Consider the following 24,120-nt stretch of genomic DNA (forward strand, 5'->3'; position numbering starts at 1 on the left):
AACGGAAAGCGAACGGGTCAACCCCAGCGCTCTTTCAACGTAAGGCCGTACGCCAAAATTTGCTGCGGGGTCACGAGCCGAAACCCTTGCTGTGCCCGATAATCGATCGTCAAGGAATCCGAGTCGATGTAGCCGATCGTCTCCGCATCAATCAGCAAAGTCATCGCTTCGACCTGCATCACCTGGTCATTTGGAGTTGCTTCATCCAGCCAAAGCGAATATTCCACGGTCATTCCGCAGCCGCCTACCAGTTCACCGCTAATGCGAACAGGCCGCGTCGCTTTTTGCAATTGGTCTACCGCTTCTTTCGTCAGCTTGATTCTCACCGTGTTCACGCTCCTGCATTGTTTTTCCAGCACTTTTGTATGCATCAACTCTCTCATGATAGCATACAATGCTTGAAAGGCAGCGGAAAGGACGATCTTCTATGAACATTTACGAACAGGACGGCATGTTTGTCGCGGAAGCCCAGTTCCAGTCGGAGCATGTAGTCATCTTCGCCAAGTCGTGGGAAGAAGCCAAGGAAAAACTGATGGTGCGGCTTCTTGTTCTCGAAATGATTGGCTGAACCAAAAGCGGGTCGTTTTTTGATGACCTGCTTTTTTTAACCGCAGAGAGGCCCCCTCCCCCTGTATTCGGACAAACGGCAAGGAGCTATCCCATTCATGACGACTACCACGATTTCTTCCTTGGACAAACAAGAACTGGTCGCGCAAATCAGATGGCAAACAGCGAGAGCCAATCGCAACAATGTCACGCGGACACAAGCGTACCTTGATTTTTACCGCGAGCATCCCGAGATTCACTGGGCCTTGCTTGCCCACCTCGTCTCGCGAAATGGCGGTTGGAATATGACGGATCTAAAAGGCGAATGGCTTCCTGCGATCATGGATGCGCAAGAAATCAAGCCTTTTTTCTGGTTGTTGGAGAGAAGCAACTGGCTCATTTTTCACGATGCTTACCCGCAACTCCTCTTGTATGCCCAGATGAAACAGCGGCAGGAAGACTTGAGCGCCCTGTTGAAACCTCTTGGCGTATCTGTGTTCATGCATTCGTATTGGCAAGAGTTTCTCGCTTCACGGGAAAGCTCGCGTCTCACTCGCGCATTGATCGTCAACGAGCAGCAATATATCGAACAGCGCGTCGTACATAAGCCGCTTGCGACGAACCGCGTTTTTTCGACGTATGTATTTTTCACGCAATCGCTGTTTTCGCTCAATCAAATTCTCTTTCCTTACAAAGCACATCCGACCGACAAAAGGTTGAACATCGTCGGCCTGAACGTGCAGCATTTTTCCGAACTCACCCAGCGGATCGCGATTGGAAAAACGCTCTACCGCCTCTTGTTCGACGATCCGTACCGGCTGGACAAGATTGTGACGTTTTGCACACGCATTCCCCATACGGGCTCGCGCGCGGACTACTGGCCGCACTTGTTTACCCCGCGTCACCTGCCGCAAGCAAAGACAAAAACCGGATATGAGCTGCGGCTGGAAGGCGACAACCTGATTTCTGGCAAACCGAAGCTGTACAGCCCTGCGCTGCAAACCGCCTGGGCAGATGTCGAGCACGCTCCTGCCGATGGCGTCGACTGGTTTCGCGATGAGAAATGGCGATTGGAAGTGGAAAAGCAAGCCGAACTGCCTCTGATCGACACGGACGCGTACATACGGGCTTTGCACTGGACCGAATACGGCGTAAAATTGGTGACAGCAATCACGTAGAAAAGGGAGGGCATGCCGCCATGCTCGATGAGCCCCGCAACGCTCTGCTTGCCCACCAGCGAGATTACCTCCTGTCCTGCCAGCTTCCGAGCGGAGCTTTTCGCCTTGGTCCTGACCGGGATCAGATCAATCCGTATTTTACCAACCTCGCCCTTATTTCGCTGGTCCGGCTACAGGAACGGGAAGCGGTGCGCCGCTATTTGGACTGGTATTTGCAGCATCTGAGCCAAAATGGCTACATCAACGACTTTCGTCTCGATTCCGGGCAAGAGATCGACACGGGAGCCGCCGACAGCGAAGACAGCTACCATGCGACTTACTTCAGTCTCGTCAGCGAATGGGTGGAAAGTTGTGGCGACACTTCCTGGCTGTACGCCAATCAGGAGCAGCTTGCTTACTTGTTCCGGGGCATCGCCCGGTTGCAGCAAAAGGATGGGCTGACCTGGGCCAAACATTCTTTTCGCGTCAAATATTTGATGGACAACTGCGAGGTTGCCAAAGGGCTGGATGACGCCAGCTATTTGTTTGCGTTGCTCGGCAAGGAAGCACTCGCCCGGGAAGCGTCTGTGCGCGCCGTTGCCTGCAAGACGGGAATTGCCAACATGTACAGCCGTCTTCGCCGCTCGTTCGCCATGTACGACCGTTCGCATCCCGGCTGGAGAAAATGGTACCCGGACGTGACCTCGCAGGCGTTTCCCATCGTGTACGGCTTATGTGAGCCGGACATCGGCGCCATGCTGTATCAGCGGATGACGAAAGCATTCCCCCGCTTCGACACGTTTGACACTGGCGATATGTACCCGTGGATGGTCATGGGCGTTTGCGCCCGCATGATTGGCGATGAGCAGCGCGTCCGCACGATGCTCGATGCCGCAACAAACCTGTACATACACGGTCCACGTTTGCCGTATTGGCTGATTCACGAAGCAGGAAGATTCATCGAGTTGCTGCTGGACGATCAGGAGCCGGGCAGCAGTTGATTCACCCACGCGTAGCAGATGTTCAACTGCTCGTCGTCAATCAAGTCTGAGCGGTGTTCAAACATAATTTTGACATCCGGATTTTCGTCCCGCACGATGCGCAAATAGTCTGCGATCGGCGCCCAGCCCTGCTCGGCTGTGCACTCCGGCAAGGCGGGAAAATGATTGTAGGCAAAAGTATCCGTCGCTTTCATCGTCCAAAGATGCAGACTCCAGGCATATTTCGCATAGCTCTGAATGACCCGCTTCGCGTCGAAGTACGGGTCGATTTTTTGTTGGCCGAACAATCGGCCCGTATCGAGGCACAGCTTGATTTTCGGGTACTTGTTCAGCAAAACTTCCAACACATCGGTTTCGTATACGTAACGATTGAGCGCGTCAAACTCCAGCACAGGCACAAACGCATATTTCTCGCCCATTTCCGTAAGCCAGGCAAACAATTGCTCGCTTTTTTCCTCAAACGCGGCGAGCGGATACTGCGATTCGAAAACATAGTCGCTCGGATCGGCGAACCGCCAATTTTGCCAGTCCACACGGTCGTCCAAAATGACAGGCTTCGGGTAGTGGAACAGGACGTAGGCGGGCTTGATTTCGCGCATGTAGTCCAGCTCGTCGACAATCCGGGCAAATGCTTCTGCGCGAACCTTTTCGTCTGGGTGCATAAACAGCGCGTCCCTCAGCTTCGCTTGCCCCGCGCGCAACGGAAAATGGACGCCAATCTGAAAACCGTTGGCCTCTGCTTCGCGCTGCAAGCAGCGAAGATCTTCTTCCGCAGGCAGCAGGCATGCTTCGATTCCATAAAATCCTTTGCGGAAGTCTCGCTCGTACTTTTTCCGATCGAAATGCCCGTATTGCCCGATCATGAAGTTTTTCATGGATACGCTCCTTTCCCTGATTGTTCCAACAAAATCGCTCGTTTTATGAAGCGTTGTTTACGAAAAGCGCAACGAGTGAAGAGGCGTACCACGAAATATTCCGTAGCTTGGAGGTATGGTGGACCAGTCTCATTGGCGGGTTTTCCCTGGAGCGCTCGATTTCATCCCTTGGCAGAGAGCTTTACGATCATGTAGTCGACTACGTTACACAAAACGCCATCGCGCCAACAAAGATGGACGTACCCTTCCCGAAATAGCAAAAGAGAGTTGCACCACACCAGGGTCAACTCTCTTATTGCGTTTCTATCCTATGTGTTTCCCTTCGTATCCGCATCATGCGACACGACCAAAAACGGTGTCAGCTCGCCGTTTTCCCAGAAAAACGGCAGTACGGCGATCGGCACTTGCCCTTTTGAGGCAAAGTCGTAAGTGAGACGGGCCAGCAAGTTCGCCCCGACCTCGCCATTCATGTCCGCGATAATGAGTACGTCCTGATGCGGGATGGCAACGCCAAGCGAATCTCCTTGTTTTTCCTGGTCAAACTGGCGGAGCAGCGAATCGAGCAACACCCTGCTCGCCGCATAGCCGTCTGGCGGGCTGATAAAATGAATCCGGTTGCCCGCTACCTCCTGTGTTTTCACGGTATACGGCAGCTTTTGCAAGTTGTCCATCGCGTACGCATGAAGCTGTTCAGCCGTCCATTCTGCCGCAACCAGCATGTCAGGCGTAATCAAGCCGTAGCCCTCTCCCTGATCGAGCGCATACAGCACGCGTGTATCTGCCGTGTGCTCTTTGACTACCCAGCGGTCCGGGTATTTTTTGACCATGGAAGCATGGCGCAAGACAGGGTATACGTTTTGCTCCTGCCCTTTTAAAGTGAGTTTTTTGTCCGTCATGCTCGCTCCTCCTATTCCCAAGGCGGCGTATCGTCCGGCTCCCCTGGCATTGCTGCCATTGGCGGAGAATAGCTGCTGCGCGATTCGATTTCTTGAACGATCTCCGCAAGTGATTTCGGTTTGGCAAATTCAACAGGAGATACCCCTCGCTCAAACTGAAGCTGCTCCCCTTCCAAAATGACGACATAACGACCGTTGACTTTGGCAATATGCAAAGTAGAGCCGTAATCCGCGAGCAAGGTGCGAATTTGCATGTGATCGAGCTTGAACTTCAGTTCGACCTCCGGCTGGCGGTCGGTGATGATCTGCATCGCTTCCATCACCGTCTCGTGCTCCCACTTCTCGGACAGCTCCCGCTTGGGGCTGGCGGCAATCAGCTCAATTGCCTCTACTTCGCGCACGCGCTCCTCGGATTCCTCCGGATAGGTGTACTCGATATGCTGGCGGGCGAGAGAAATGACCTCATCGGAGACGATTTGCGTCACCGTTTGCGGATATTCAATAAAGCGCAAAAATTCCTCGAAGTAACGCGCATGGGAAAACTGATGAATCTTGACGTGGTACGGATCATTCATCCCGGATTCGATCATGTACGGATACATCAGCGACTTCATGTTTTTCGCATTGATCGCCATCCGCACGTTGGAAATCAGGCTCTTTTCATCCGTAATGACGGCTGTTTTTTGTTCAAAATCGCATTTCAAAATAAAGACGTAGCGCTCATCGAGCAGCTCCAGACGCGTGCGCACCACAATCAGCACGCCGCCCCTTACTTGCGACGTCCGCAAATAAGACTGGATCAGCTCCTGGCAAGGCTCTCTGCTTTCGCTTGGCGTCTCGGCTGCAAGCAAACGGTTGAGCAAGGCATAGTTCGGATTGGAATCGAGCGGATGCCCCGGCTCCAGGACAAATTGTCCGAGCTTCGTCGGCGTCCCGTCCGTCTTCGGATTCATTTCCACCTTGCGTTTGGCGATACGTGCGAACTCGCCATCCAAAAAGTCGCGCAACTCGCTGCGCTGATATTCATCATGCCCCAAATAGCGGGTCATGCGCACCTGCTTGATGCCGTCTTCTTCCTCAGGTTGTTCAATCAAATAAAAGGATAACCAGTCAATGATAAAATTCATACCCGTCGCTCCTGTCTACATGTAACGAACTGATTATAGCAAACCTGCATGAAAAAAGGTCAGGCTTTTTCCATTCATGGTAAGATGGCTACAGGAGGGAACGGTTATGTGGACGGAAGTAAAAGAATGGTGGACGAACAATGTCCGGGACAAGCCCTATCGCGCAGGAACGGCGGCAGGCGCCTATCAGATCAAGCAAGTGCTCGGGATGGGCAGCTACGGCATCGCCTACCTGGCTATCCATCGCGCAACAGGTGAGAAAGTCGTGCTCAAGCAGGTCAAACCAAGCTTGCGTCATACGCCAAAAGGCGAAGCCATGCAGGAGTACGAGCGCAAAGTGCTGTCCTCGCTGTCGCACCCGCAATTTCCGCAGTGTCTGGACGCTTTTCGGTTTCGCAACGATTCCTTTCTCGTCATGACGTATTTGACGGGGCCTACGCTTGAAGAGATGCTGTTCGAACGCGGCATTGTCGTGACGGAGCGGCAATGCGCCCTCTATATGAAGCAAATTGGCGAGCTTGTCGCTTACTTGCACGACCGCGGACTGATCCATCGCGATGTCCGCATCCCAAACGTCATCTGGCAGGAAGGAAATCCGTACTTGATTGACTTTGGGCTGGCGCGGTTCGTCGGTGACAAGCCGACTTACACGGAAGAGACACTCAGCGCCTATCCGTCTGAAAAGCAGCTCAAGCGGGAAGTAGCGCCTTCGAGCGACCTGTATGCGCTCGGGCACTTTTTTCTGTTTCTGCTCTATTCCGGCTACTCTGCGGATGAGAATGCGCCGGAACGAAGCTGGGAGGAAGAGCTTTCCTTATCGCCAGAGATTCGTCTGATGATCCGAAAGCTGTTCCAGTTGGACACGCCCTACTCTACCGTCCGCGAGTGGCTCGCAGATCTGGATGCGTACTTGCAAGCCAGCGAGTGCCCTGCCAGCGAATACGAACAGGCATAAGCCATACACAAAGCAGGGCGCCGGGAAACAAACGGCTGCCCTGCTTTTTTCCGAGAAAGAGACGGATAATTCCCCGCGAACAAAAAGGGAATATTTGTACATGTTGGATAAAAATCGGTTTCGTTTTTATGACACCCGGTCGAATAGATTATCTGTCCCAAATCAACTATCATATTTGTAACCTGAATATTAGGAATTTTCATTCGCAGTAAAAAAAGGGGGCATCAAGTTTGAATCATACTCCACTACCCACTAGAGAAAACAAACAGACGGGAAAAGAGCAGTATGAGTTGAAAAGAGGTTTGCGCGCAAGGCACATGTCGATGATTGCCATCGGCGGATCGATCGGGACAGGCTTGTTTCTGGCGAGCGGCTCGACCATTCAATCCGCAGGGCCAGGGGGCGCGCTTGCCGCTTACGGTTTGATCTGTATCATGATTTACTTTTTGATGACGAGTTTGGGCGAGATGGCTACCTTCCTCCCCGTATCAGGCTCGTTCAGCTCGTACGCTTCCCGCTTTGTCGACCCGGCACTTGGCTTCGCCCTGGGCTGGAACTACTGGTACAACTGGGCCGTGACGATTGCGGTGGAGATTTCGGCTGCCGCCTTGATCATGAAGTTCTGGCTGCCGGAAAGCTCATCGCTGTTATGGAGCGGTCTGTTTCTCGCCTTGTTGTTCGTGTTGAATTTTCTCTCCGTCAAAGCATTCGGTGAAGGTGAATATTGGTTTGCACTCATCAAAGTCATTGCTATCATCTGTTTCATCGCGATCGGCCTGATGATGATCGTCGGGATTATGGGCGGCGAAGCAGTCGGATTTAAAAACTTCACTGTCGGCGACGCTCCGTTCCACGGCGGGTTCATGGCGATGATCGGCGTGTTCATGGTGGCCGGATTTTCCTTTCAAGGTACGGAACTGGTCGGCGTAGCAGCAGGCGAGAGCGAAAATCCGCGAGTCAATGTGCCGCGGGCCATCAAGCAAGTTTTCTGGCGCATCCTTCTGTTCTACATTTTGTCCATCGCCGTCATTGGCCTTTTGATCCCGTATACAGATCCCAACCTGATGAGCGGTGATGTGGACAACATTTCTGTAAGCCCTTTCACTTTAGTTTATGAAAGAGCAGGACTGGCGTTTGCGGCATCGGTTATGAATGCAGTCATTCTCTCATCCGTTTTGTCTTGCGGAAACTCGGGCATGTACGCCTCCGCTCGCATGCTGTGGATTTTGGCAATGGAAGGCAAGGCACCGAAGTTTTTGAAAAAGATCAACTCGCGCGGCATTCCGACACGCGCTCTGTACGCGACGACAGCGGTAGGCATGCTCGCTTTTCTCGCTTCTTTGTTTGGCGACGGCGTCGTGTACATGTGGCTGCTTAATGCGAGCGGCATGTCCGGCTTTATTGCCTGGGTCGGCATCGCCATCTGTCATTACCGCTTCCGCAAAGCATACCTTGCCCAAGGACGCAGCCTCAGCGATTTAACTTACCGGGCCAAATGGTATCCGTTCGGACCTGTGTTCGCCTTCGTCCTTTGCTCCTTCATTATTATCGGGCAAAACTACAGCGCATTCACTGGCGACACCATCGACTGGAACGGCATTCTCGTCTCCTACATCGGCTTGCCCATGTTCATCCTGCTGTGGCTTGGCTACAAGTTCGTGAAAAAGACCAAAGTCATTCCGCTGCAACAATGTCAGCTTACAAAAGACGAGTAATCGATCAAAATAAGCAGGGCGCCGCATTGGTCGGCAGCCCTGCTCTTTTTTACTGTTACAGTGGGGTTACTCAGAAATTGGCTCCTGTTTGGCCGCTTCTATCTTTTCTTTCAGTTCGCCCGCTTCGCGGCGAAGCGTTTGCCGCTCTTGCTTGCCCAACACTTCTCCCCCAACCGCGCCATTCACCAGCAAGTCCTCTTCATACAAACGATCTTTGCGCATGGAACCCTCCTTAGAACAAGACGTGTGCTTCTTGTCCTACTTTGTTCCAAAGCCGCCCTTCTTATGTACGCGCTTTGCCGATGAAGACTCTTTGCCTGCATTCACTGGTGGTTTGCCGCCACCAGCTTTGCGGTCTTGCGGTTTTCCTTTTCCGGCTGGCTTGGCTGTTGGTTTGGCCGCTGGCTTTCGCTCCGGTCTTGGATCTTCCAAAGCGCCGTACGCCATCGTTTTTTCTGCAATCGCCAGTTCCGTCTGCTTGGCGAACTTTTGGATAATAAACCGCTCCTGCGGACTGAGAATCGAGAACACAAGTCCGGCACGGCCCATCCGTCCCGTCCGTCCGCTGCGGTGAATGTACGTATCCGCATCTGGGGCCGGATCGTAATGAACGATACACTCGACTTCCGGGATATCGATTCCGCGGGCCGAGACATCCGTCGTAATCAATACCGGGAACGCGCCGTCGCGGAATTTTTGCAGCGTACGCGCCCGCTCTTCCTTGGATGCATCGCGATGCAACAGGCGGCATTCCAAATGATGGTAGTTCAGTTTGGATACGATCTCATCCACTTTTTCGATCTGATTGACAAAAACGATCGAGGAGCGAACATTGACGAGCCGAAGCAACCGTCTGAGCGTGTCCACTTTTTTTCGCGGATCAGAGACGAGATACAGATGCGCGACTCCTGCTGCGCCCTCTGGTGCTTGCGCCCGGACAAGCGCAGCCTCTTTTGTGAACGCTTTGGCTGCCGCGACGATCTGGTCTGAAATCGTTGCGGAAAACAGCAGGCGCTGGGTGTCCCGCAATGTTTTTTTCATGACCTCCTGGACCGGCTTGCCAAAGCCTGCATCGAGCATTCTGTCGGCTTCATCGACGACGACAGTCTTTACTTCGTGCACCTTCAGTTTTCTTTGATCGATCAGCTCCAGCAGACGACCAGGCGTAGCGACGACGAGCACTGGCTTCTTCTTCAAGCGCTCCACCTGGCGCTTGACGTCCACCCCACCGATGATCGGCAAAACCGCATGATCGGCTCCTGGCAAAAGCTTTTCGGCTTCTTTGGCGATCTGCACGACCAGTTCGTGCGTCGGTGCCAGCACAAGAACCTGCACATCTTTTTTATCCATATCGATTTTCGTTAGCAGCGGCAGTAAGTAGGCAAACGTTTTGCCTGTTCCCGTAGGCGATTCGATCAAGGCGTCTCGTCCGGCTAATATCAATGGGATCGCTTCCACCTGCACGGGTGTCGGCGTCTCCATTTTTTGGTCGCGCAAAATCGCTACGAGCGGCGCGTTAATTTGTAAATCTGCAAACGTGGTGCTCACAAGAACCCTCCTGGCGTAAAAAAGTACATTGGGTAAGCTTACCACACTTTGCCCATGTATAACAGAGGGCCTGCGCTTGAATCGTTCCAGCGAAAGCCCAATTGCCCAGAGCGGAAAAAGGGCGAAATCCAAAGTGGACTCCGCCCGTCAACCATTTTACCCGTTATTCGAGTCAATTCGGGTCTCCTGCTTCTCGCCCTGGTCTTGGCGATCCCGACTGGTCGTCTGGTTTCGCGTCCCTTTCGGACTGTCCTGGTACTCCTCTACTTCCTTTTGAAATGCTTCATCATAGCCGCGCACGGCCCTCACCTCCTGTCCCTATTTTTCCCCTGGTGATCGTTTATTATTTTCCTGAAACTTTTTACCCATTTATCCGTCCTTACCATATAGCAACAGTCAATTTTAACACCAGATGGATGTGGAGAAATCATGCAAACTTTATCACGTGCCCGCACACGCAAACGCACAACTCGCAAAAGACCTTGGCGCTGGGTCAAGCGCCTGATGCTCGTGTCAGCTTTGACTTGCACGACGCTCGCTTTGTTAAGTATCATCTTTTTGTTTGGGACGAAAAACGGAGAAGAGCTGCGCGAGTGGGCGGCAGGCACCTTGCTGACCACGCAGCACGACTACTGGGCGCCGTATACATTTTTGCCGGAAGAAAAATTGAATGCATTAAAGCAGCAAATTCGCAATCCGGAAGTGATCAATTCAGAGCCTGACGGCACGACCAAGCCGGAAGAAACGCCTACCACAGAACAGCCTGTAACCGTCACGCTGCCGGAAAAGCCGAAAGAGTTGGTCGAAATCGAAGACATCGACGTGACCAAAGAGACGTACTATTTCAAAGGGAAAATCATGTACATCCACGACCCGAAACGGGTACAGCTCGTCGTAACAAACCGCAAAGACCGCGGCGATCTGCTCGATGAATTTGTCAAAAAAACCAATGCAATCGGCATCGTCAACGCAAGCGGCTTCTCCGATCCTGACGGCTACGGAAAAGGAGCCAAGGCGTACGGCGTGGTCATCCACGACGGGAAAATTTTGCAAGGCTATAATCCCAAAAGCGGCGAGACGGCCTTGGGCATCACTTACGAAGGCAAGCTGATTACAGGCAACTACACGGCCGAACAATTGGTCAACATGGGCGTTCGCGATGCGATGAGCTTCCGTCCGCAACTGATTGTAAACGGGAAAAACATGTTTAAAGACAAGCCGGCCAAAAGCTGGGGCATTCAGCCACGGACCGCGATCGGGCAAAAAGCGGACGGCACGATTGTATTCGTCGTCATCGACGGCCGCCAGCCGGGGCATTCCATCGGGGCGAGCATGAATGACCTGGCGGAACTGCTGGAAGAGCATGGGGTTGTAACTGCCATGGCGATGGACGGCGGCTCCAGCTCGATGATGCTCCATAACGGCGAAGCGATTACGAAAACATCGTGTCCATACTACCGGGGCCGATACCTTCCAAATGCCTGGGCAGTCATTTAGGTTGTCTTTCCTCCATTTTGCCTACGGAAAGGAATTTGCTTACATGCATACGGTGTTTCATTACAGTGAAGACTCTGCCATTGCCGATTTTCAGCCGCGGCTGCATCCTAGCCACCCAAGCCTGCCTCCCCTCGTCTGGGCGATTGACGCGGCTCGTGCACCGATGTATTACTTCCCGCGCGACTGTCCGCGCATTGCTTTTTATGCGAAGCCAGATTCGTCTTCGGCAGACAAGGAACGTTTTCTCGGGCTGACTAGCGCCAAAATGGTCATTGCGATCGAAAGCCGCTGGTATCCGATCCTTGCGCAGACGACGCTTTACCAGTACACGTTTGCGGCCGACTCCTTTTCGTGCCTCGACGAAGGGGCGGGCTACTTCGTCTCCAAAGATCCTGTCCAACCGTTGCAGGTCACAGCCATGGGCGATTTGCTCGCCCGTCTTGGCGAGGCGGACATTGAGCTGCGAATCACACCGTCGCTGACGCCGCTCAAAGAAGCTCTGCTCGACAGCAGCCTGCACTTCTCGATGATTCGCATGCGCAACGCCCGCTGACGAAGCTCACGACTTTTTGGCCAAAAGAAAACAGGCAGTCCCACTGAATGTGGCTGCCTGTTTTTTTATTACAGCTTGATTGGTGTTTTTGCCTGCTCCAGACTCCATTTCTCAACATCCCACGTCTGTGTCACCCAGTCCTCGTAGAAGTCAGGTTCGTGGCATACGAGCAGGACAGTCCCTTTAAATTCTTTTAATGCACGCTTCAATTCTTCCTTCGCAACGACATCCAAGTGGTTGGTCGGCTCGTCAAATACAAGCCAGTTGCTTTCCCGTTGCAAAAGCTTACAGAGACGCACTTTTGCCTGCTCGCCCCCGGACAGTGCGTTCAGGTTGCGATTGATATGCTCGTTTTTCAAACCGCAGCGCGCCAAAGCTCCGCGCACTTCGTGGTTGTTCATGGCCGGAAACTCGTTCCAGACGTCATCCAGTGCCGTGATCGGCTTGGCTTTCACTTCTTGTTCGAAGTACGCAGGGTGCAGGAAGTCGCCCTGCTCCAGCTTGCCGCCAAGTGGCGGGATGATGCCGAGCAGCGTCTTCAACAGTGTCGATTTCCCCACACCGTTCATTCCGACAATCGCTACTTTTTCGCCGCGCTCCAGCTTCACGCTGAGTTTAGGCAGCAGCGGGTGCGAATAACCGATCTCCAGGTTCTCTGCCTCAATCACGAAGCGGCTGCTCGCGCGTGCTTCTTTGAAAATGAACGAAGGCTTCGCTGCCGTTTCCGGCTTGTCAAGGCGATCCATTTTATCCAGTTGCTTCTGACGGCTTTTCGCGCGACCTGTAGTGGATGCACGCGCTTTGTTGCGGGCGATAAAGTCTTCCATGCGGGCGATTTCTTCCTGCTGCTTTTCAAAAGCGTCGAAGTGCTGGCTGCGCTTCATCTCGGACTGTGCAAGGAACGACTCGTAGTTGCCTGTATAGCGGTTCAGCTTGGTAAACTCCAGGTGGTAGATCACGTTGACGACTTCGTTCATGAACGCGGTATCGTGGGAGATCAGCATGAACGCATACGGATATTCGCGCAAGTAGTTTTTCAGCCACACAATATGCTCTTCGTCCAAATAGTTCGTCGGCTCATCCAAAAGCAGAACAGTCGGCTGCTCCAGCAGCAATTTTGCCAGAAGAACCTTCGTCCGCTGACCCCCGGACAAGGAAGCAACGTCGCGCTCCAGACCGATAGCGCTCAAACCGAGAGCGTTCGCGATCTCATCGACTTTGGCATCGATCAAATAAAAACCGCTCGTCTCCAGCTTATCCTGAATTTCGCCCATGCGCTCCAGCAGCTCTTCCAGTTCCTCAGGCGTTGCTTCGGCCATTTTTTCCCCGATCGCCATCAGTTCCTGTTCTTGCTCCAAAAGGGGCAGGAACGCATCTTTCAGCACGTCACGGATGGTTTTGCCTGCTTGCAGCTTCGTGTGCTGATCGAGGTATCCGTATTGAATTTTCGGCATCCACTCGATACGGCCGTGATCCGCGATGTTTTGGCCCGTCAAAATGCCCATCATCGTGGACTTTCCTGTACCATTAGCTCCAACAAGTCCTACGCGGTCATTCGGCTGCAAACGGAACGACACGTCGCGGAACAAAATCCGATCCCCAAACCCATGGGACAAATCTTCTACAATCAAAACACTCATGCTTGCTTCTTCCTCCTGTTTCCTCTGTGAGGTCTACAAAATGATTCTTTCAAAATAAGCCGGCTCGTACCGTTCTTCATAGGTCTCGCCAGACAATATTAACTCATCCAAACGCACGCGCATGTCTTGCAGATTGATGCCTTGCATAGCCGTATTCAAAATCGTCGCTCTCGCCATCAATCTGAGCGTATTGACTTCATCGGTCAGTTTATCGCCGAATACTTTTCCGCTGTGCGCGATCTCTGAACGATGATTGTACGATTTTTTGACGAATTGGGCAATCTTTTGCCGCTGGGCATACGAGTCTCCGAAGTAGTACGCCATCCGTACCCGCAGTTTGTAGGTGATTTCTCCCTTTTTACCGTCGGGGGCAAACAGCGATTCCAGCGCGATCCACAAATCGAGCAGCTGGTCTTCGTTGCTTTTTTTCTCAAGAGACAGCACATAGCGGCGAAAAGCGAGGGATGGCAGTTGATGTTCCAAAATCCGCAGAAACGTGTTCTGCGTCGACTGGTCAAATGCCAGCTTGTTTCCGTCGATAGAGCGCTTCAAGTACGTGATCCCGCACATATTTCCGCTAACCGTCAGCACATATGGAATGGAGCATGTCCCGTCAAACGCAGACAAGTTCAGCTTGTTCTCGATCTCTTCAATCCATGGGCGATCGTCCGTTACTTTCATCTCGGCATGCTCTGCAACCAAAAACAGACTGGTGCGACTCACGCGCTGATCAAAAATGCGCTTGTTCTCGTCCATTTCGTTGCGCAAATAGCGCGAGGCTATCTCGTACGGCCGCTCTGCTCCCGAGACCAAGTAGTACGAATTGGGCAGCTCGATCCGAATGGGCTGTTCTGTCGTCGAATTAAACACGGGTGCAATCAACAGTGGCATGAGCTGCTCCTTTCCGATCCATCAAAGCCTGGTTTTTTGTTTACATAATAAACATGCTGTTATGCTTTCAGTATCGTGCTTTTTGGCTCTTTTGACAACCTATCCATTGCTACCAATCGCGGGCACGCTTCCTTATAGAATACCAGCATTTCCTATGGTTCGTCACCATCTGATTGATACAAACTACGGAAAGAAGGAGCTGATTTTATGGAAAAGGATCATATTTTGGATGAGAACCCTCATCAAACTTACAATAATGTCGCAAAACCGCAAGAACAGACTGGCGAGCCTCTTTCCGGCTCCAAAAAAGTAAAACAAAAAAACCATTCTCGTTCCATCAAGACCAGGGAAGGTTGAAAGCAATTTTCCCTGCGCAAGAACGGCATTGTGCAGAAGCCCGGACGGTTTAGACCGTGCGGGTTTTCCTTTTTCTTACAATAAAAAAGATTGAATTGTCCCACAGGGATGATCTATGATGGATGCAGTATCCATGATGGAGGTTTAGCCCACTATGATCACTATTCCACTTCCGGGCAACAGCCCGCTTTCGAACGCGATCAGCTACAGTGTTTCTCCCTTGTACGAGCTGGCTGCCAGCCTGCATACCCTTGCCCAGCCAACTCCTCCTGAGCGCTTCATTTCATGGTCGGAAGACAAGCTTGAACAATTTGAATCTGTTCGTCTGAAAAGAGAATGGGACTATCTGCTGCCGCTGTTTCGTTACGGCATCCCCGATTCGTTCGATCCTGTACATACCAAAGGGGTCATGGCTGTCGACGATCAGTACGAATACTTCGTCACCCTGCCAACCGAAGAGTTTGTGCGAAGCGTGAGCCCGATGCTGGACCGATGGCTAGAGCAGCACAGCATCCCACAAGTGCTTCTCGATATACGGGAAGACTCCGATTATGTAAAAGGCCGCTTCAGCCTGTTTGTATCGTCTTATTGGCAAATGGTTTTCGAGGAGAACTGGGAGGTCATCGCCCCGCAGTTTGTAAAAGAAGCTGAGCGCATCTACTATGCCGTGCAAGATATTCCTGCCATGCTTGCCTACTTGCACACCATTTCCCCTGCGTTCGCTTTTGATGAAGCGGCTCGTCATTTGACGCACCCGAGTGATGAGCCAAACCATGACGCGCAGCAGCTTATTTTGTACCCCAGCTATTATTATGCCCAAGAGCCTTGTTTACGAAAAATGGGGTCTAACGCCCACCTGCTGTATTCCTTCTCCTAATTTTGCCCACTAAAAACGCCCTTACGAAGGGCGTTTTTCATGCAACATATGCGCGACGATCAGCTTATCCAACTGCTGACTTATTTTTACGATCTCGGGGTCAAGAAAATTGTAGCCTGCTTCTTTGGCTGCGCGTTCCAGCTTTTGGCGCAAGTCATCAATCATCTTATTTGTAATCTCCATGCTGCCAAGCCTCCACCCACGTCAGTCTCCCACTATTTTACATTATATAAGTACAGGTGGAAAGGGTAAGATGTGGAAGAAAAAAGCCCTGTAACCGTAAAGGTACAAGGCTTTTTTCGTAAAAGCTGCTGTTATTTCATCACGTGAATCGGACGACCCAGTGCCAGTTCAGCCGCTTCCATCGTCACTTCCCCAAGAGTCGGGTGAGCGTGGATGGTCAATTCGATATCTTCAAGGGTTGCGCCCATTTCAATCGCCAGTCCCACTTCTGCAATGATGTTCGAAGCTTCTGGACCAACGATTTGCGCACCGAGGACGAGATTCGTTTCTTTTTCGGCAATCAACTTCACGTAGCCCTCACCTGCATTGACAGAGAGCGCACGGCCGTTTGCTGCGAATGGGAAGCGTCCCACTACATAATCGATGCCTTGTTCTTTTGCTTCTCTTTCGTTGATACCGACGCTTGCGATTTCCGGATCGCAGAAAACAACTGCCGGGATCGCTTTGTAGTCGACTTCAGCAGGATGGCCTGCAATCGCTTCAGCGGCCACTTTTCCTTCGTAGGAAGCTTTGTGCGCCAAAGCTGGTCCTGCCACGATATCCCCGATCGCATACACGTTAGGAATGTTCGTACGGCCTTGCTTGTCGACGACGATCAGGCCGCGATCAGTCAGGTTCATGCCGATATCGCGAACGCCAAGCTCATCCGTGTTCGGACGGCGCCCAACTGTAACGAGGACGTATTCCGCCTCGATTTGCTGCGCTTCGCCTTTTACTTCTGCCTTGACAATTACACCGTTCTCGGTTTCTTCCATTCCTTGCGCCAGCGCTTTGGTATGGATGGTCACGCCCAGCTTTTTCAGCTTGCGCTCAACGAGACGAGGCATATCTGGCTCGAAGCCAGGCAAAATTTGATCGGAGCCTTCCAGAATGGTTACTTTGGTGCCGAATTTCGCGAATACGGTACCCAGCTCGATGCCGATGTATCCGCCGCCGATTACAACCATGCTCTTAGGCAGTTCGGTCAAAGCCAATGCTTCTGTCGAGGACAGAACGCGTTTGCCGAACGGGAAAGCAGGGAGTTCGATCGGACGAGATCCTGTCGCGATGATGCAATGCTGGAAGCGATAGCGGTTCACGTCATAGCCGTGGAAGACGCGCACTTCGTTTTCGCTGACAAACAGTGCTTCACCTGGAATCACCTGGATTTTGTTGCCTTTGAACAAGGAGCTTACGCCACCTGTCAATTGCTTCACAATCCCGCTTTTCCACTCTTGAACCTTGGCAAAATCCACTTTGACGTTTTCCATGGTGATGCCCATGGATTCGGTATGTTGAGCGTGCTCATACGTGTGTGCAGCATGGATCATCGCTTTGGAAGGAATGCAACCTACGTTCAGGCACACGCCGCCGACTTCCGCTTTTTCCACAACTGCTACGGTTTTTCCCATTTGCGCGGCGCGAATCGCTGCCACGTATCCGCCTGGGCCCGCACCGATGACGAGCACGTCTACTTCTGTCGTAAATTCACCTACTACCATTGTCTCTTATCCCTCCATGACGAGCAGCGTTGGGTTTTCCAGAAGCTGCTTCACGTAGTTGACGAAACGTTGTGCAGGTTCGCCATCAACCAAGCGGTGGTCAAAGCTCAAGGACAGGTGCAGCATTTGGCCAACCACGATTTCGCCGTTTTTCACCACTGGTTTTTCGCTGATACGACCTACGCCCAGGATCGCAACCTCAGGGTAGTTGATGATCGGCGTGAAGAACATGCCGCCAGCAGAGCCGATGTTGGTGATGCTGAAAGTCGAACCTTTCAGCTCGTCAGCACTCGCTTTGCGATCGCGAGATTTTTTCGCCAGCTCGCTGATTTCGCCCGCGATGTGGAAGATCGACTTGCTGTCAGCCGCTTTGACAACCGGTACGAGCAAACCGTCTTCTGTCGAAGTCGCGATGCCGATGTTGTAGTATTTTTTGTAGATGATTTCTTGTTTTTCTTCGTCGATAGAAGCATTCAGTTCTGGGAACTTTTTCAGACCAGCAACGACTGCTTTGACGATCATTGGCAAGTAAGTCAGCTTCACGCCGCGCTCTTCTGCGAGTGGTTTCGCGTCTTTGCGCATCGCTACCAGCGCCGTTACGTCCACTTCGTCGAAAATAGTAACGTGTGGTGCTGTGTAAGCGGATTTGACCATTGCTTTGGCGATCGCTTTGCGGATTCCTTTCAAAGGAACGCGCTCTTCCAGCTCGCCTGCTTGCGCACTGTAGTGAACAGTTGGCGCAGAAGCAGCTTGTGCTACGCCTGTTGGAGCCGTAGCTGCCGGTGCTTCTGTTGCTGCTGGAGCAGCCGTTTCCACTGCTTGTGCAGAAGGAGCGACAGCGCCACCCGATACGAAGCGATCTACGTCTTCGCGAGTGATGCGACCCAGCTTGCCAGTTCCAGGAACCAGTGTCAGCTGAACGCCTTTTTCACGCGCATATTTACGCACGGAAGGAGTAGCCAATACGTGTTTGCGATCGATTGGAGCCGCTACTGCTGTCGCAGTTGCTTGCGCCATTGGTGTTTCCAGCGCTTGGTTCGCATTCGCGCTCACTTGGGAACCGATATCGCAACCTGGCTCCATTTTGTCAGCAGCAGGTGCTGGCGCCGCTTCAGCCGCAGGTGCGCTGCCATGACCGTGGTCTGGCAGGTTTGGAATCTCGCCCTCAACCTCGAACTCGATCAAAGGATCGCCGACAACAGAAACCGTTCCTTCTGTTACTTTCAGCTCGATAACTTTTCCTTTTACAGGCGATGGAACTTCTACTACCGCCTTGTCATTTTGCACTTCCATAATGACTTGGTCTTCTTCTACGGAATCTCCGGGCTGAACGTGCCATTTGACGATTTCGCCTTCATGGATACCCTCACCGAGCTCCGGGAGTCTGAATGTAAAACGACTCACAGTATCTCCTCCTTAGTAAACACTACGCCGTATTCACAGCCTGTAAATTTCGGAAAGAAGGCGGAAAGCTTTCAACTTTTCCGCCATTATGTCTGTTACCGATTAAAAATCGAGCACTTGAGTCAATCCGTCTACCACGCGTTTCACGTCAGGCAGCCAGATGTCTTCTGCTTGTGCAAACGGATAAACGGTATCCGGTGCCGTGATACGCAGCACTGGTGCTTCGAGGTGGAGAATAGCGCGCTCGTTGATTTGCGTAATGATTTCCGCAGCAACGCCGGAAGTTTTTTGCGCTTCCTGCACGACGATCGCACGGTTTGTTTTCTTCACGGATGCTACGATGGTGTCGATATCGAGCGGGCTGATGGTGCGCAGGTCGATGACTTCCACTTTGGCGCCACGAGCTTTTTCGATTTCTTCAGCCGCTTTCAGGCTGGTATGCACCATAGCACCATAGGTGATGATGGTAACATCGCTGCCTTCTTTTACTACGTTCGCTTTTCCGAGCGGAATGGTGTACTCGCCCTCTGGTACTTCTTGACGGAAAGAGCGATACAGCTTCATGTGCTCCAGGAACACAACCGGATCGTTGTCGCGAATTGCCGAGATCAGCAGACCTTTTGCATCGTAAGGGTTGGAAGGGATAACCACTTTCAGACCCGGCGTTTGCATCATCAAGCCTTCCAGAGAGTCAGCATGCAGCTCAGGAGTTTTCACGCCGCCACCGAATGGGGAACGGAAAGTTACCGGGCTGCTAAAACGACCGCCGGAACGGTAACGCATACGAGTCGCTTGGGAAGCGATCGCATCGAACGTTTCAAATACGAAGCCAAAGAACTGGATTTCCGCTACAGGGCGGAAGCCGTTAATGGACAAGCCTACTGCCAGTCCACCAATTCCGGACTCAGCGAGCGGCGTATCGAATACGCGCTGCTCGCCAAATTCAGCTTGCAAACCTTCTGTCGCACGGAATACCCCGCCGTTTTTCCCTACGTCTTCCCCGAAGACAAGTACGGTTTCATCGCGCTTCAATTCTACGCGCATTGCATCCGTAATGGCTTGAACCATTGTCATTTGTGCCATGGCTTATTTCGACTCCTTCGCCAGGAATTCTGCCTTTTGCTCTTCGAGTGCAGGCGGCAGTGTCTCAAACATTACATCGATCAGTTCAGTCACTTTCATTTTCGGAGTTTCGTCCGCTTTTTTGATTGCGTCTGCAACTGCTGCTTTCGCTTCTTCAATGACAGCTTCTTCGTCTTTTTCGCTCCAAAGACCTTTGCTCTCCAGGAATTTGCGGAAGCGGATCAATGGGTCGCGCAGTTCCCATTCGCTTTGCTCTTCACCAGTACGGTAGCGAGTTGGGTCGTCACCAGCCATGGTGTGCGGACCATAACGGTATGTCAGCGCCTCGATCAAAGTCGCGCCTTCGCCGTTAACACCGCGCTCTTTCGCTTTTTGAACTGCGTAGTAAACAGCGAGGATGTCCATGCCGTCGATACGCTCGCTTGCGATACCGGCAGAAACTGCTTTGACTGCGATATTTTCAGAAGCCGTTTGTTTTTCGAACGGCAGGGAGATCGCATAACCGTTGTTTTGCGAGAAGAAGATCACAGGCAGTTTGTAAACACCTGCGTAGTTCATACCTTCGTAGAAATCACCTTGGGAGGTTGCCCCGTCACCAAAGTAGTTGATCGCAACGCGCTTTTCGCCGCGCAGCTTGTAGCCCATTGCCACGCCTGTCGCTTGTGTACATTGTGCTGCGATGATGATTTGTGGCATCAAAACGTTTACGCCTTCAGGGATTCGTCCACCCTCGATGTGTCCGCGGGAGTAGAGGAACGCCTTGTGCATAGGGAAACCGTGCCAGACCATTTGCGGAATGTCGCGGTAGCTTGGCAGGATGAAGTCTTCTTTGGACAGAGCCGCCTCGGAACCGATCATGCTTGCTTCTTGACCAGCTACAGGCGCGTAAAAGCCCAGACGACCTTGGCGGTTCAAGCTGATAGCGCGTTGGTCCCACACACGGGTAAAGACCATTTTACGCATCAGTTCACGCAGTTCATCATCGGAGAGCTTAGGCATCAAGTCAGGACGAACAACCGTACCGTCCGGAGCAAGAATTTGCAGCGGGGCGTTGTTCTCTGTTTGTTCAACAGCAGTGGTTACGCTCATCACATTCACCTCGTCACTAGAATAAGGGGCTTCCTTGCTTGCTTCGCCATGTCCCACGCAACTGAGCCAGTGCTCAATCGACAAGGAAGACGAAACGTGTCGGAAGTGTCCCCTGATAAAAAGCAGAAGAAAGTTTGTGTGTGCAAGAAAGGGCTTACAGCGCCGTCCGCACAACCCTGTTATATTGCAGACAAAATGTCTGTTTAACGTGTTATAGTATTGATATTACAGGGTTTATTTCCTCTCTGTTATCATTTACTATATAAGCTGTATCAGTTTTTTTCAAGGCTTAGTTTTACATTTGAGCAAACAGGAGTGTAAATCGATGTCTGATTATGTAAAACGAACAATCATAAAAGAAGAAGTCCCAAGCGTCCACGTAGACACTCCCCGCTCGGTCAAAGTGTACCTCCCGCCGGGCTATAATGAACTGCTTTCTTACCCTGTCGTCTATTGTCAGGACGGAAACGATTTCTTTACGATGGGGCGGATTGCCACCATCGCCAACCAGTTGATTCTCGAAGAAGGCATCGAACCGTTCCTCGTCGTCGGCGTCTCGGTGGATCGCAGCAAACGGACGAGTGAATATTCGCCTGTAGGCGCAAAAAATGCAGCGTACAAACGCTTTTTTTGCGAGGAGCTGCTGCCGTACATCGAGGAGCGCTATCCCGTAAGACGCGACAAAGCTTCCCGCGTGCTCGCGGGCGATTCGCTCGGAGGAACGGTTTCCTTGCACCTCGCACTGGACCACCCCGAACTGTTTTCCCAAGTGCTTGCCCTGTCAGGAGCCTTTTTCCAGCCGACACAAGCGGCCATCCAAAACAGCGGAGACCTTTCCTGGCTGCGGCTCTGGATGGTGGTGGGACTGGATGAAACCGCTGTAGAAACCCATATCGGAACGTTCGACTTCGTTCAATGGAACCGGGAAGCAAAAACACTGCTCACTGACCGCAACGCCAGCCTGTCCTATTCGGAAAAACCGGGCAACCACGTCTGGGGCTTGTGGCAAAAAGAACTCCCCGATGCTTTGCGTCACTTTTTTCCGCCGCCGCTGATTTAGGCGGACACGCACATCCGCTGTTTAGAGTGAACCGTTGATTTCCTTGATGTCTTCATATCCGTAGTAACGGCCATCTACCATGAAAATCCCTTGGTGGGTGGCTTTTTCAATCTCCCCTGCCACTTGGCGGGCATCCTGGAGCACAATGTTGACAATCTTGCTCTCATCGCGTTTCATCTGGTTCTGCAGTCTCTCACGCTCTTTGGCCGATATCATGTCTATCCCTCATTTCCTTCCATAGTCAATGGCTATAGTATTTCTTTGGGTGTGCGGAATTACACGCGCTGAACAGAGAAAACCCCCTTCATGCCGCCGGTCTGATCGTTGGCACAAAGGGGGTTCCTGCCTTTTTCGTTTACTTTTCTACGGTAGTGTATTTAAAGTCTCTGCCGCCGAACGGATTCAGAAGCAGACCTTTGACCTTGTCGTTTTGAATGTACGGGCGCACGCCATAGTAAATCGGGGCAATCGGCATCTCGTCCATCAAAATTTGCTCGGCTTGCTGCATGATCGCATTGCGCTTCGCTGTATCCAGTTCCAGATAGCTGTCCACGATCAGTTTGCGGTACTGTTCATTTTCCCAGGCGGCGTCATTCGTTCCGACTGTCTTGTCTTTGAAAATCTCCAGGAAGTTGATCGGGTCGTTGAAGTCCGCTCCCCAATTCCGATAGGCAAACTGATAATTTTTGGAGCGCTTGTTTTGCAGGAACACCTTTTCTTCCAACCCGCTGATCTTCACCTCTACGCCGAGGTTTTTCTTCCACTGATCCTGAAGCGCTTCCGCCAGTTTCTTTTGCCTGTCATCCCCTGTTCCGTAGGAGAAAGTAAATTCCGGCATCGCTGTCAGCCCCAGCTCCTTCAAGCCTTCCGCCAAAAGCTGCTTGGCTTTCGCCGAATCTTCTTGGAAATAATCATTGCCGCTGAGCTTCATCGACGGCGGAACCCAGGCATACGCAGCGGGCACACCCGGCATGACGATGCCATCCACCAGCGGCTGACGCTCAATCGCATACGAGAACGCCTGACGAACTTTTTTGTTCGTAAAAGGTGGCTTTGTGGTGTTGAATGTCACGGCTACTGTGTTCGGATACGGATCGAGGACAATTTTGCCTTCGTCATGCAAGCTTTGCAGCAAATCTACAGGGAGCGTATACGTCGGATGGCCTCCCCAATCCAGATCGCCCGAATCGAACAGAGCTTGCGCTGTGTTGGTATCGGTAATCATGCTCCAGACGATCTTGTCCAGCTTCACTGCACCTTTGTCGTGATAGTTGTCGTTTTTGACCAAAACCAGCTTGTTTTTGTGTTCCCACGTTTCCATTTTAAACGGCCCGTTTCCGATGTAATTTTCCGGAGATGCCGCCCAGGCCGGGTTAGTTTCCACTGTTTTTTTGTGCAGCGGGAACAGCGTCGGGAAAGCTGTCAGCTCGTAAAAGAACGGCGCTGGCGAGTTCAGCTTGACTTCCAGGGTATGATCGTCGATCGCTTTCACCCCGACATCATCCTTGCTGCCTTTGCCTGTATTAAATTCTTCCGCTCCTTTGATGAAATAAAGCATGTAGGCGTATTCCGATCCTGTTTGCGGGTCGAGATTGCGTTTCCAGGCAAACTCAAAATCGTGTGCCGTTACCGGATCTCCATTCGACCAAAGCGCGTCTTTTTTCAGTTGGAACGTATACGTCAGCATATCTGGCGAAACCGAATACGTTTCAGCCATCGCGCCCGCAATTTTCCCGTCCGTCCCATAGCGTGTCAGACCCTCGAAACAGGCCGTAATGACGTCAAAAGAAGTTCCATCTGAAGCAAGTCCCGGGTCGGCCGTAGGCGGTTCTCCCCCATCTGCGTTCCAGTTCAGGACCATTTCTTTCGCTTTGGCTGTGTCTGTTTTGGGTGCTTCGGTTCCATTGTTGTCTGTAGCTGTTGGCTGCGCTGTGCTACATCCAGTTACTAATTGAAAAATCAGAAAACTAGCCAAAAGTGCGCCCATTCGCTTTTTCAAATCTGGCATCCCCCTCGTCTGTATCGAGTTCGCGATGATGACTGAAAGATAGGCTCCAACTCATCATTATGCTATCGCATTACAGTGAGAAAGGAACTGGACGACTTGGTTAAAAATATTCTCTTT

At 52.0% G+C, this 24,120-nt stretch carries 26 protein-coding genes; 10 read left to right on the forward strand and 16 right to left on the reverse strand.

Translation table 11 applies throughout. From position 1 onward, the window contains the following. Positions 1–17: 17 nt before the first annotated feature. Positions 18–326, reverse strand: coding sequence for an iron-sulfur cluster biosynthesis family protein (locus tag DEP07_RS06205; RefSeq protein WP_063228506.1), 309 nt, complete (start codon positions 324–326; stop codon positions 18–20). A gap of 101 nt (positions 327–427) precedes the next feature. Here DEP07_RS06205 and DEP07_RS06210 point away from each other — a divergent pair, with 101 nt between their 5' ends. The 3 genes from DEP07_RS06210 to DEP07_RS06220 all read left to right on the forward strand — a co-directional run bounded on the left by DEP07_RS06210 (position 428) and on the right by DEP07_RS06220 (position 2,704). Next, the gene (locus tag DEP07_RS06210) at positions 428–568 is read left to right on the forward strand and encodes a hypothetical protein (protein ID WP_167470339.1); all 141 of its coding nucleotides are present in this window, start codon (positions 428–430) and stop codon (positions 566–568) included. 97 nt (positions 569–665) lie between these two features. Continuing rightward, entirely contained in the window at positions 666–1,724 is a 1,059-nt protein-coding gene (locus tag DEP07_RS06215) for a DUF2515 family protein (protein WP_242771186.1), read from the forward strand. Between the two features lie 20 nt (positions 1,725–1,744). Further along, positions 1,745–2,704, forward strand: a complete 960-nt coding sequence (locus DEP07_RS06220; protein WP_122965381.1) for a hypothetical protein — start codon at positions 1,745–1,747, stop codon at positions 2,702–2,704. Here DEP07_RS06220 and DEP07_RS06225 read toward each other — a convergent pair. From DEP07_RS06225 to DEP07_RS06235, 3 genes are all read right to left on the reverse strand, one after another. Then, positions 2,683–3,579, reverse strand: a complete 897-nt coding sequence (locus DEP07_RS06225; protein WP_280648482.1) for a sugar phosphate isomerase/epimerase — start codon at positions 3,577–3,579, stop codon at positions 2,683–2,685. The genes DEP07_RS06220 and DEP07_RS06225 overlap by 22 nt on opposite strands. Before the next feature lie 308 nt (positions 3,580–3,887). Continuing rightward, positions 3,888–4,475, reverse strand: coding sequence for a DUF1444 family protein (locus tag DEP07_RS06230; RefSeq protein WP_287102266.1), 588 nt, complete (start codon positions 4,473–4,475; stop codon positions 3,888–3,890). An 11-nt stretch (positions 4,476–4,486) separates the two neighbouring features. Next, complete coding sequence (locus DEP07_RS06235; RefSeq protein WP_063228500.1) at positions 4,487–5,602, reverse strand: DUF3900 domain-containing protein; 1,116 nt, start codon at positions 5,600–5,602, stop codon at positions 4,487–4,489. A gap of 106 nt (positions 5,603–5,708) precedes the next feature. Here DEP07_RS06235 and DEP07_RS06240 point away from each other — a divergent pair, with 106 nt between their 5' ends. Both DEP07_RS06240 and DEP07_RS06245 read left to right on the forward strand, forming a co-directional pair. Next, a complete protein-coding gene (locus tag DEP07_RS06240) occupies positions 5,709–6,557 on the forward strand; it encodes a serine/threonine protein kinase (RefSeq protein WP_287102267.1) in 849 nt (282 codons plus the stop codon). Between the two features lie 230 nt (positions 6,558–6,787). Next, the gene (locus DEP07_RS06245; RefSeq protein WP_122965377.1) at positions 6,788–8,272 is read left to right on the forward strand and encodes an amino acid permease; all 1,485 of its coding nucleotides are present in this window, start codon (positions 6,788–6,790) and stop codon (positions 8,270–8,272) included. Positions 8,273–8,338: 66 nt separating this feature from the next. On the opposite strand, the gene DEP07_RS06250 is transcribed toward DEP07_RS06245, so the two are convergent. The 3 genes from DEP07_RS06250 to DEP07_RS06260 all read right to left on the reverse strand — a co-directional run bounded on the left by DEP07_RS06250 (position 8,339) and on the right by DEP07_RS06260 (position 10,120). Next, positions 8,339–8,494: a hypothetical protein gene (locus DEP07_RS06250; protein ID WP_167470338.1), complete on the reverse strand. Its 156-nt coding sequence runs from the start codon at positions 8,492–8,494 to the stop codon at positions 8,339–8,341. A 36-nt stretch (positions 8,495–8,530) separates the two neighbouring features. Further along, entirely contained in the window at positions 8,531–9,820 is a 1,290-nt protein-coding gene (locus tag DEP07_RS06255) for a DEAD/DEAH box helicase (protein WP_122965376.1), read from the reverse strand. A gap of 156 nt (positions 9,821–9,976) precedes the next feature. Continuing rightward, positions 9,977–10,120, reverse strand: coding sequence for a hypothetical protein (locus DEP07_RS06260; protein ID WP_167470337.1), 144 nt, complete (start codon positions 10,118–10,120; stop codon positions 9,977–9,979). A 129-nt stretch (positions 10,121–10,249) separates the two neighbouring features. Here DEP07_RS06260 and DEP07_RS06265 point away from each other — a divergent pair, with 129 nt between their 5' ends. Continuing rightward, entirely contained in the window at positions 10,250–11,317 is a 1,068-nt protein-coding gene (locus DEP07_RS06265; RefSeq protein ID WP_173596551.1) for a phosphodiester glycosidase family protein, read from the forward strand. Positions 11,318–11,360: 43 nt separating this feature from the next. After that, positions 11,361–11,870 carry a DUF6886 family protein gene (locus DEP07_RS06270; RefSeq protein WP_242771175.1) on the forward strand — a complete coding sequence of 170 codons (510 nt, stop codon included), beginning with the start codon at positions 11,361–11,363 and terminating at the stop codon, positions 11,868–11,870. A gap of 68 nt (positions 11,871–11,938) precedes the next feature. Here DEP07_RS06270 and DEP07_RS06275 read toward each other — a convergent pair whose 3' ends face one another. Then, positions 11,939–13,510, reverse strand: coding sequence for an ABC-F family ATP-binding cassette domain-containing protein (locus DEP07_RS06275; RefSeq protein WP_122965373.1), 1,572 nt, complete (start codon positions 13,508–13,510; stop codon positions 11,939–11,941). Between the two features lie 33 nt (positions 13,511–13,543). Next, positions 13,544–14,401 (reverse strand): HEPN domain-containing protein, encoded by an 858-nt coding sequence (locus DEP07_RS06280; protein WP_173596549.1) that lies wholly within the window; start codon positions 14,399–14,401, stop codon positions 13,544–13,546. A gap of 207 nt (positions 14,402–14,608) precedes the next feature. On the opposite strand from DEP07_RS06280, the gene DEP07_RS06285 reads away from it, so the two are divergent. Further along, entirely contained in the window at positions 14,609–14,758 is a 150-nt protein-coding gene (locus DEP07_RS06285) for a small acid-soluble spore protein P (protein ID WP_063228492.1), read from the forward strand. A gap of 154 nt (positions 14,759–14,912) precedes the next feature. Next, complete coding sequence (locus tag DEP07_RS06290; protein WP_217021275.1) at positions 14,913–15,635, forward strand: hypothetical protein; 723 nt, start codon at positions 14,913–14,915, stop codon at positions 15,633–15,635. A gap of 21 nt (positions 15,636–15,656) precedes the next feature. Here the strand turns inward: DEP07_RS06290 and DEP07_RS06295 are convergent, their stop codons facing one another. From DEP07_RS06295 to pdhA, 5 genes are all read right to left on the reverse strand, one after another. After that, a complete protein-coding gene (locus tag DEP07_RS06295; protein ID WP_063228490.1) occupies positions 15,657–15,818 on the reverse strand; it encodes an aspartyl-phosphate phosphatase Spo0E family protein in 162 nt (53 codons plus the stop codon). 131 nt (positions 15,819–15,949) lie between these two features. After that, positions 15,950–17,359, reverse strand: a complete 1,410-nt coding sequence (gene lpdA / locus DEP07_RS06300; RefSeq protein ID WP_122965370.1) for a dihydrolipoyl dehydrogenase — start codon at positions 17,357–17,359, stop codon at positions 15,950–15,952. Between the two features lie 6 nt (positions 17,360–17,365). Beyond that, the gene (locus DEP07_RS06305) at positions 17,366–18,763 is read right to left on the reverse strand and encodes a dihydrolipoamide acetyltransferase family protein (protein WP_122965369.1); all 1,398 of its coding nucleotides are present in this window, start codon (positions 18,761–18,763) and stop codon (positions 17,366–17,368) included. Positions 18,764–18,865: 102 nt separating this feature from the next. Beyond that, on the reverse strand, positions 18,866–19,846 hold the full coding sequence (locus DEP07_RS06310) for an alpha-ketoacid dehydrogenase subunit beta (protein WP_122965368.1): 981 nt from the start codon (positions 19,844–19,846) through the stop codon (positions 18,866–18,868). 3 nt (positions 19,847–19,849) lie between these two features. Continuing rightward, positions 19,850–20,935, reverse strand: a complete 1,086-nt coding sequence (gene pdhA, locus DEP07_RS06315) for a pyruvate dehydrogenase (acetyl-transferring) E1 component subunit alpha (protein WP_122965367.1) — start codon at positions 20,933–20,935, stop codon at positions 19,850–19,852. 325 nt (positions 20,936–21,260) lie between these two features. Here pdhA and DEP07_RS06320 point away from each other — a divergent pair, with 325 nt between their 5' ends. Beyond that, positions 21,261–21,995 carry an alpha/beta hydrolase gene (locus tag DEP07_RS06320; protein ID WP_122965366.1) on the forward strand — a complete coding sequence of 245 codons (735 nt, stop codon included), beginning with the start codon at positions 21,261–21,263 and terminating at the stop codon, positions 21,993–21,995. A gap of 21 nt (positions 21,996–22,016) precedes the next feature. Here DEP07_RS06320 and DEP07_RS06325 read toward each other — a convergent pair whose 3' ends face one another. Next, positions 22,017–22,211 (reverse strand): hypothetical protein, encoded by a 195-nt coding sequence (locus DEP07_RS06325; RefSeq protein ID WP_063228484.1) that lies wholly within the window; start codon positions 22,209–22,211, stop codon positions 22,017–22,019. Positions 22,212–22,350: 139 nt separating this feature from the next. Further along, positions 22,351–23,994, reverse strand: a complete 1,644-nt coding sequence (locus DEP07_RS06330) for a peptide ABC transporter substrate-binding protein (protein ID WP_373926284.1) — start codon at positions 23,992–23,994, stop codon at positions 22,351–22,353. Between the last annotated feature and the right edge of the window lie 126 nt (positions 23,995–24,120).

The sequence above is a fragment of the Brevibacillus sp. genome (genome assembly GCF_003521185.1).
In the GTDB taxonomy this organism is placed as follows: domain Bacteria; phylum Bacillota; class Bacilli; order Brevibacillales; family Brevibacillaceae; genus Brevibacillus; species Brevibacillus parabrevis.

Bases quoted from the DNA above. Each gene is read 5' to 3' on its own strand.
- DEP07_RS06210 (WP_167470339.1), top strand. From the start codon at position 428: ATGAACATTTACGAACAGGACGGCATGTTTGTCGCGGAAGCCCAGTTC.
- DEP07_RS06215 (WP_242771186.1), top strand. From the start codon at position 666: ATGACGACTACCACGATTTCTTCCTTGGACAAACAAGAACTGGTCGCG.
- DEP07_RS06220 (WP_122965381.1), top strand. From the start codon at position 1,745: ATGCTCGATGAGCCCCGCAACGCTCTGCTTGCCCACCAGCGAGATTAC.
- DEP07_RS06225 (WP_280648482.1), bottom strand. From the start codon at position 3,579: ATGAAAAACTTCATGATCGGGCAATACGGGCATTTCGATCGGAAAAAG.
- DEP07_RS06230 (WP_287102266.1), bottom strand. From the start codon at position 4,475: ATGACGGACAAAAAACTCACTTTAAAAGGGCAGGAGCAAAACGTATAC.
- DEP07_RS06235 (WP_063228500.1), bottom strand. From the start codon at position 5,602: ATGAATTTTATCATTGACTGGTTATCCTTTTATTTGATTGAACAACCT.
- DEP07_RS06240 (WP_287102267.1), top strand. From the start codon at position 5,709: ATGTGGACGGAAGTAAAAGAATGGTGGACGAACAATGTCCGGGACAAG.
- DEP07_RS06250 (WP_167470338.1), bottom strand. From the start codon at position 8,494: ATGCGCAAAGATCGTTTGTATGAAGAGGACTTGCTGGTGAATGGCGCG.
- DEP07_RS06265 (WP_173596551.1), top strand. From the start codon at position 10,250: ATGCAAACTTTATCACGTGCCCGCACACGCAAACGCACAACTCGCAAA.
- DEP07_RS06270 (WP_242771175.1), top strand. From the start codon at position 11,361: ATGCATACGGTGTTTCATTACAGTGAAGACTCTGCCATTGCCGATTTT.
- DEP07_RS06275 (WP_122965373.1), bottom strand. From the start codon at position 13,510: ATGAGTGTTTTGATTGTAGAAGATTTGTCCCATGGGTTTGGGGATCGG.
- DEP07_RS06280 (WP_173596549.1), bottom strand. From the start codon at position 14,401: ATGCCACTGTTGATTGCACCCGTGTTTAATTCGACGACAGAACAGCCC.
- DEP07_RS06285 (WP_063228492.1), top strand. From the start codon at position 14,609: ATGGAAAAGGATCATATTTTGGATGAGAACCCTCATCAAACTTACAAT.
- DEP07_RS06290 (WP_217021275.1), top strand. From the start codon at position 14,913: ATGATCACTATTCCACTTCCGGGCAACAGCCCGCTTTCGAACGCGATC.
- DEP07_RS06295 (WP_063228490.1), bottom strand. From the start codon at position 15,818: ATGGAGATTACAAATAAGATGATTGATGACTTGCGCCAAAAGCTGGAA.
- lpdA (WP_122965370.1), bottom strand. From the start codon at position 17,359: ATGGTAGTAGGTGAATTTACGACAGAAGTAGACGTGCTCGTCATCGGT.
- DEP07_RS06310 (WP_122965368.1), bottom strand. From the start codon at position 19,846: ATGGCACAAATGACAATGGTTCAAGCCATTACGGATGCAATGCGCGTA.
- pdhA (WP_122965367.1), bottom strand. From the start codon at position 20,935: ATGAGCGTAACCACTGCTGTTGAACAAACAGAGAACAACGCCCCGCTG.
- DEP07_RS06320 (WP_122965366.1), top strand. From the start codon at position 21,261: ATGTCTGATTATGTAAAACGAACAATCATAAAAGAAGAAGTCCCAAGC.
- DEP07_RS06325 (WP_063228484.1), bottom strand. From the start codon at position 22,211: ATGATATCGGCCAAAGAGCGTGAGAGACTGCAGAACCAGATGAAACGC.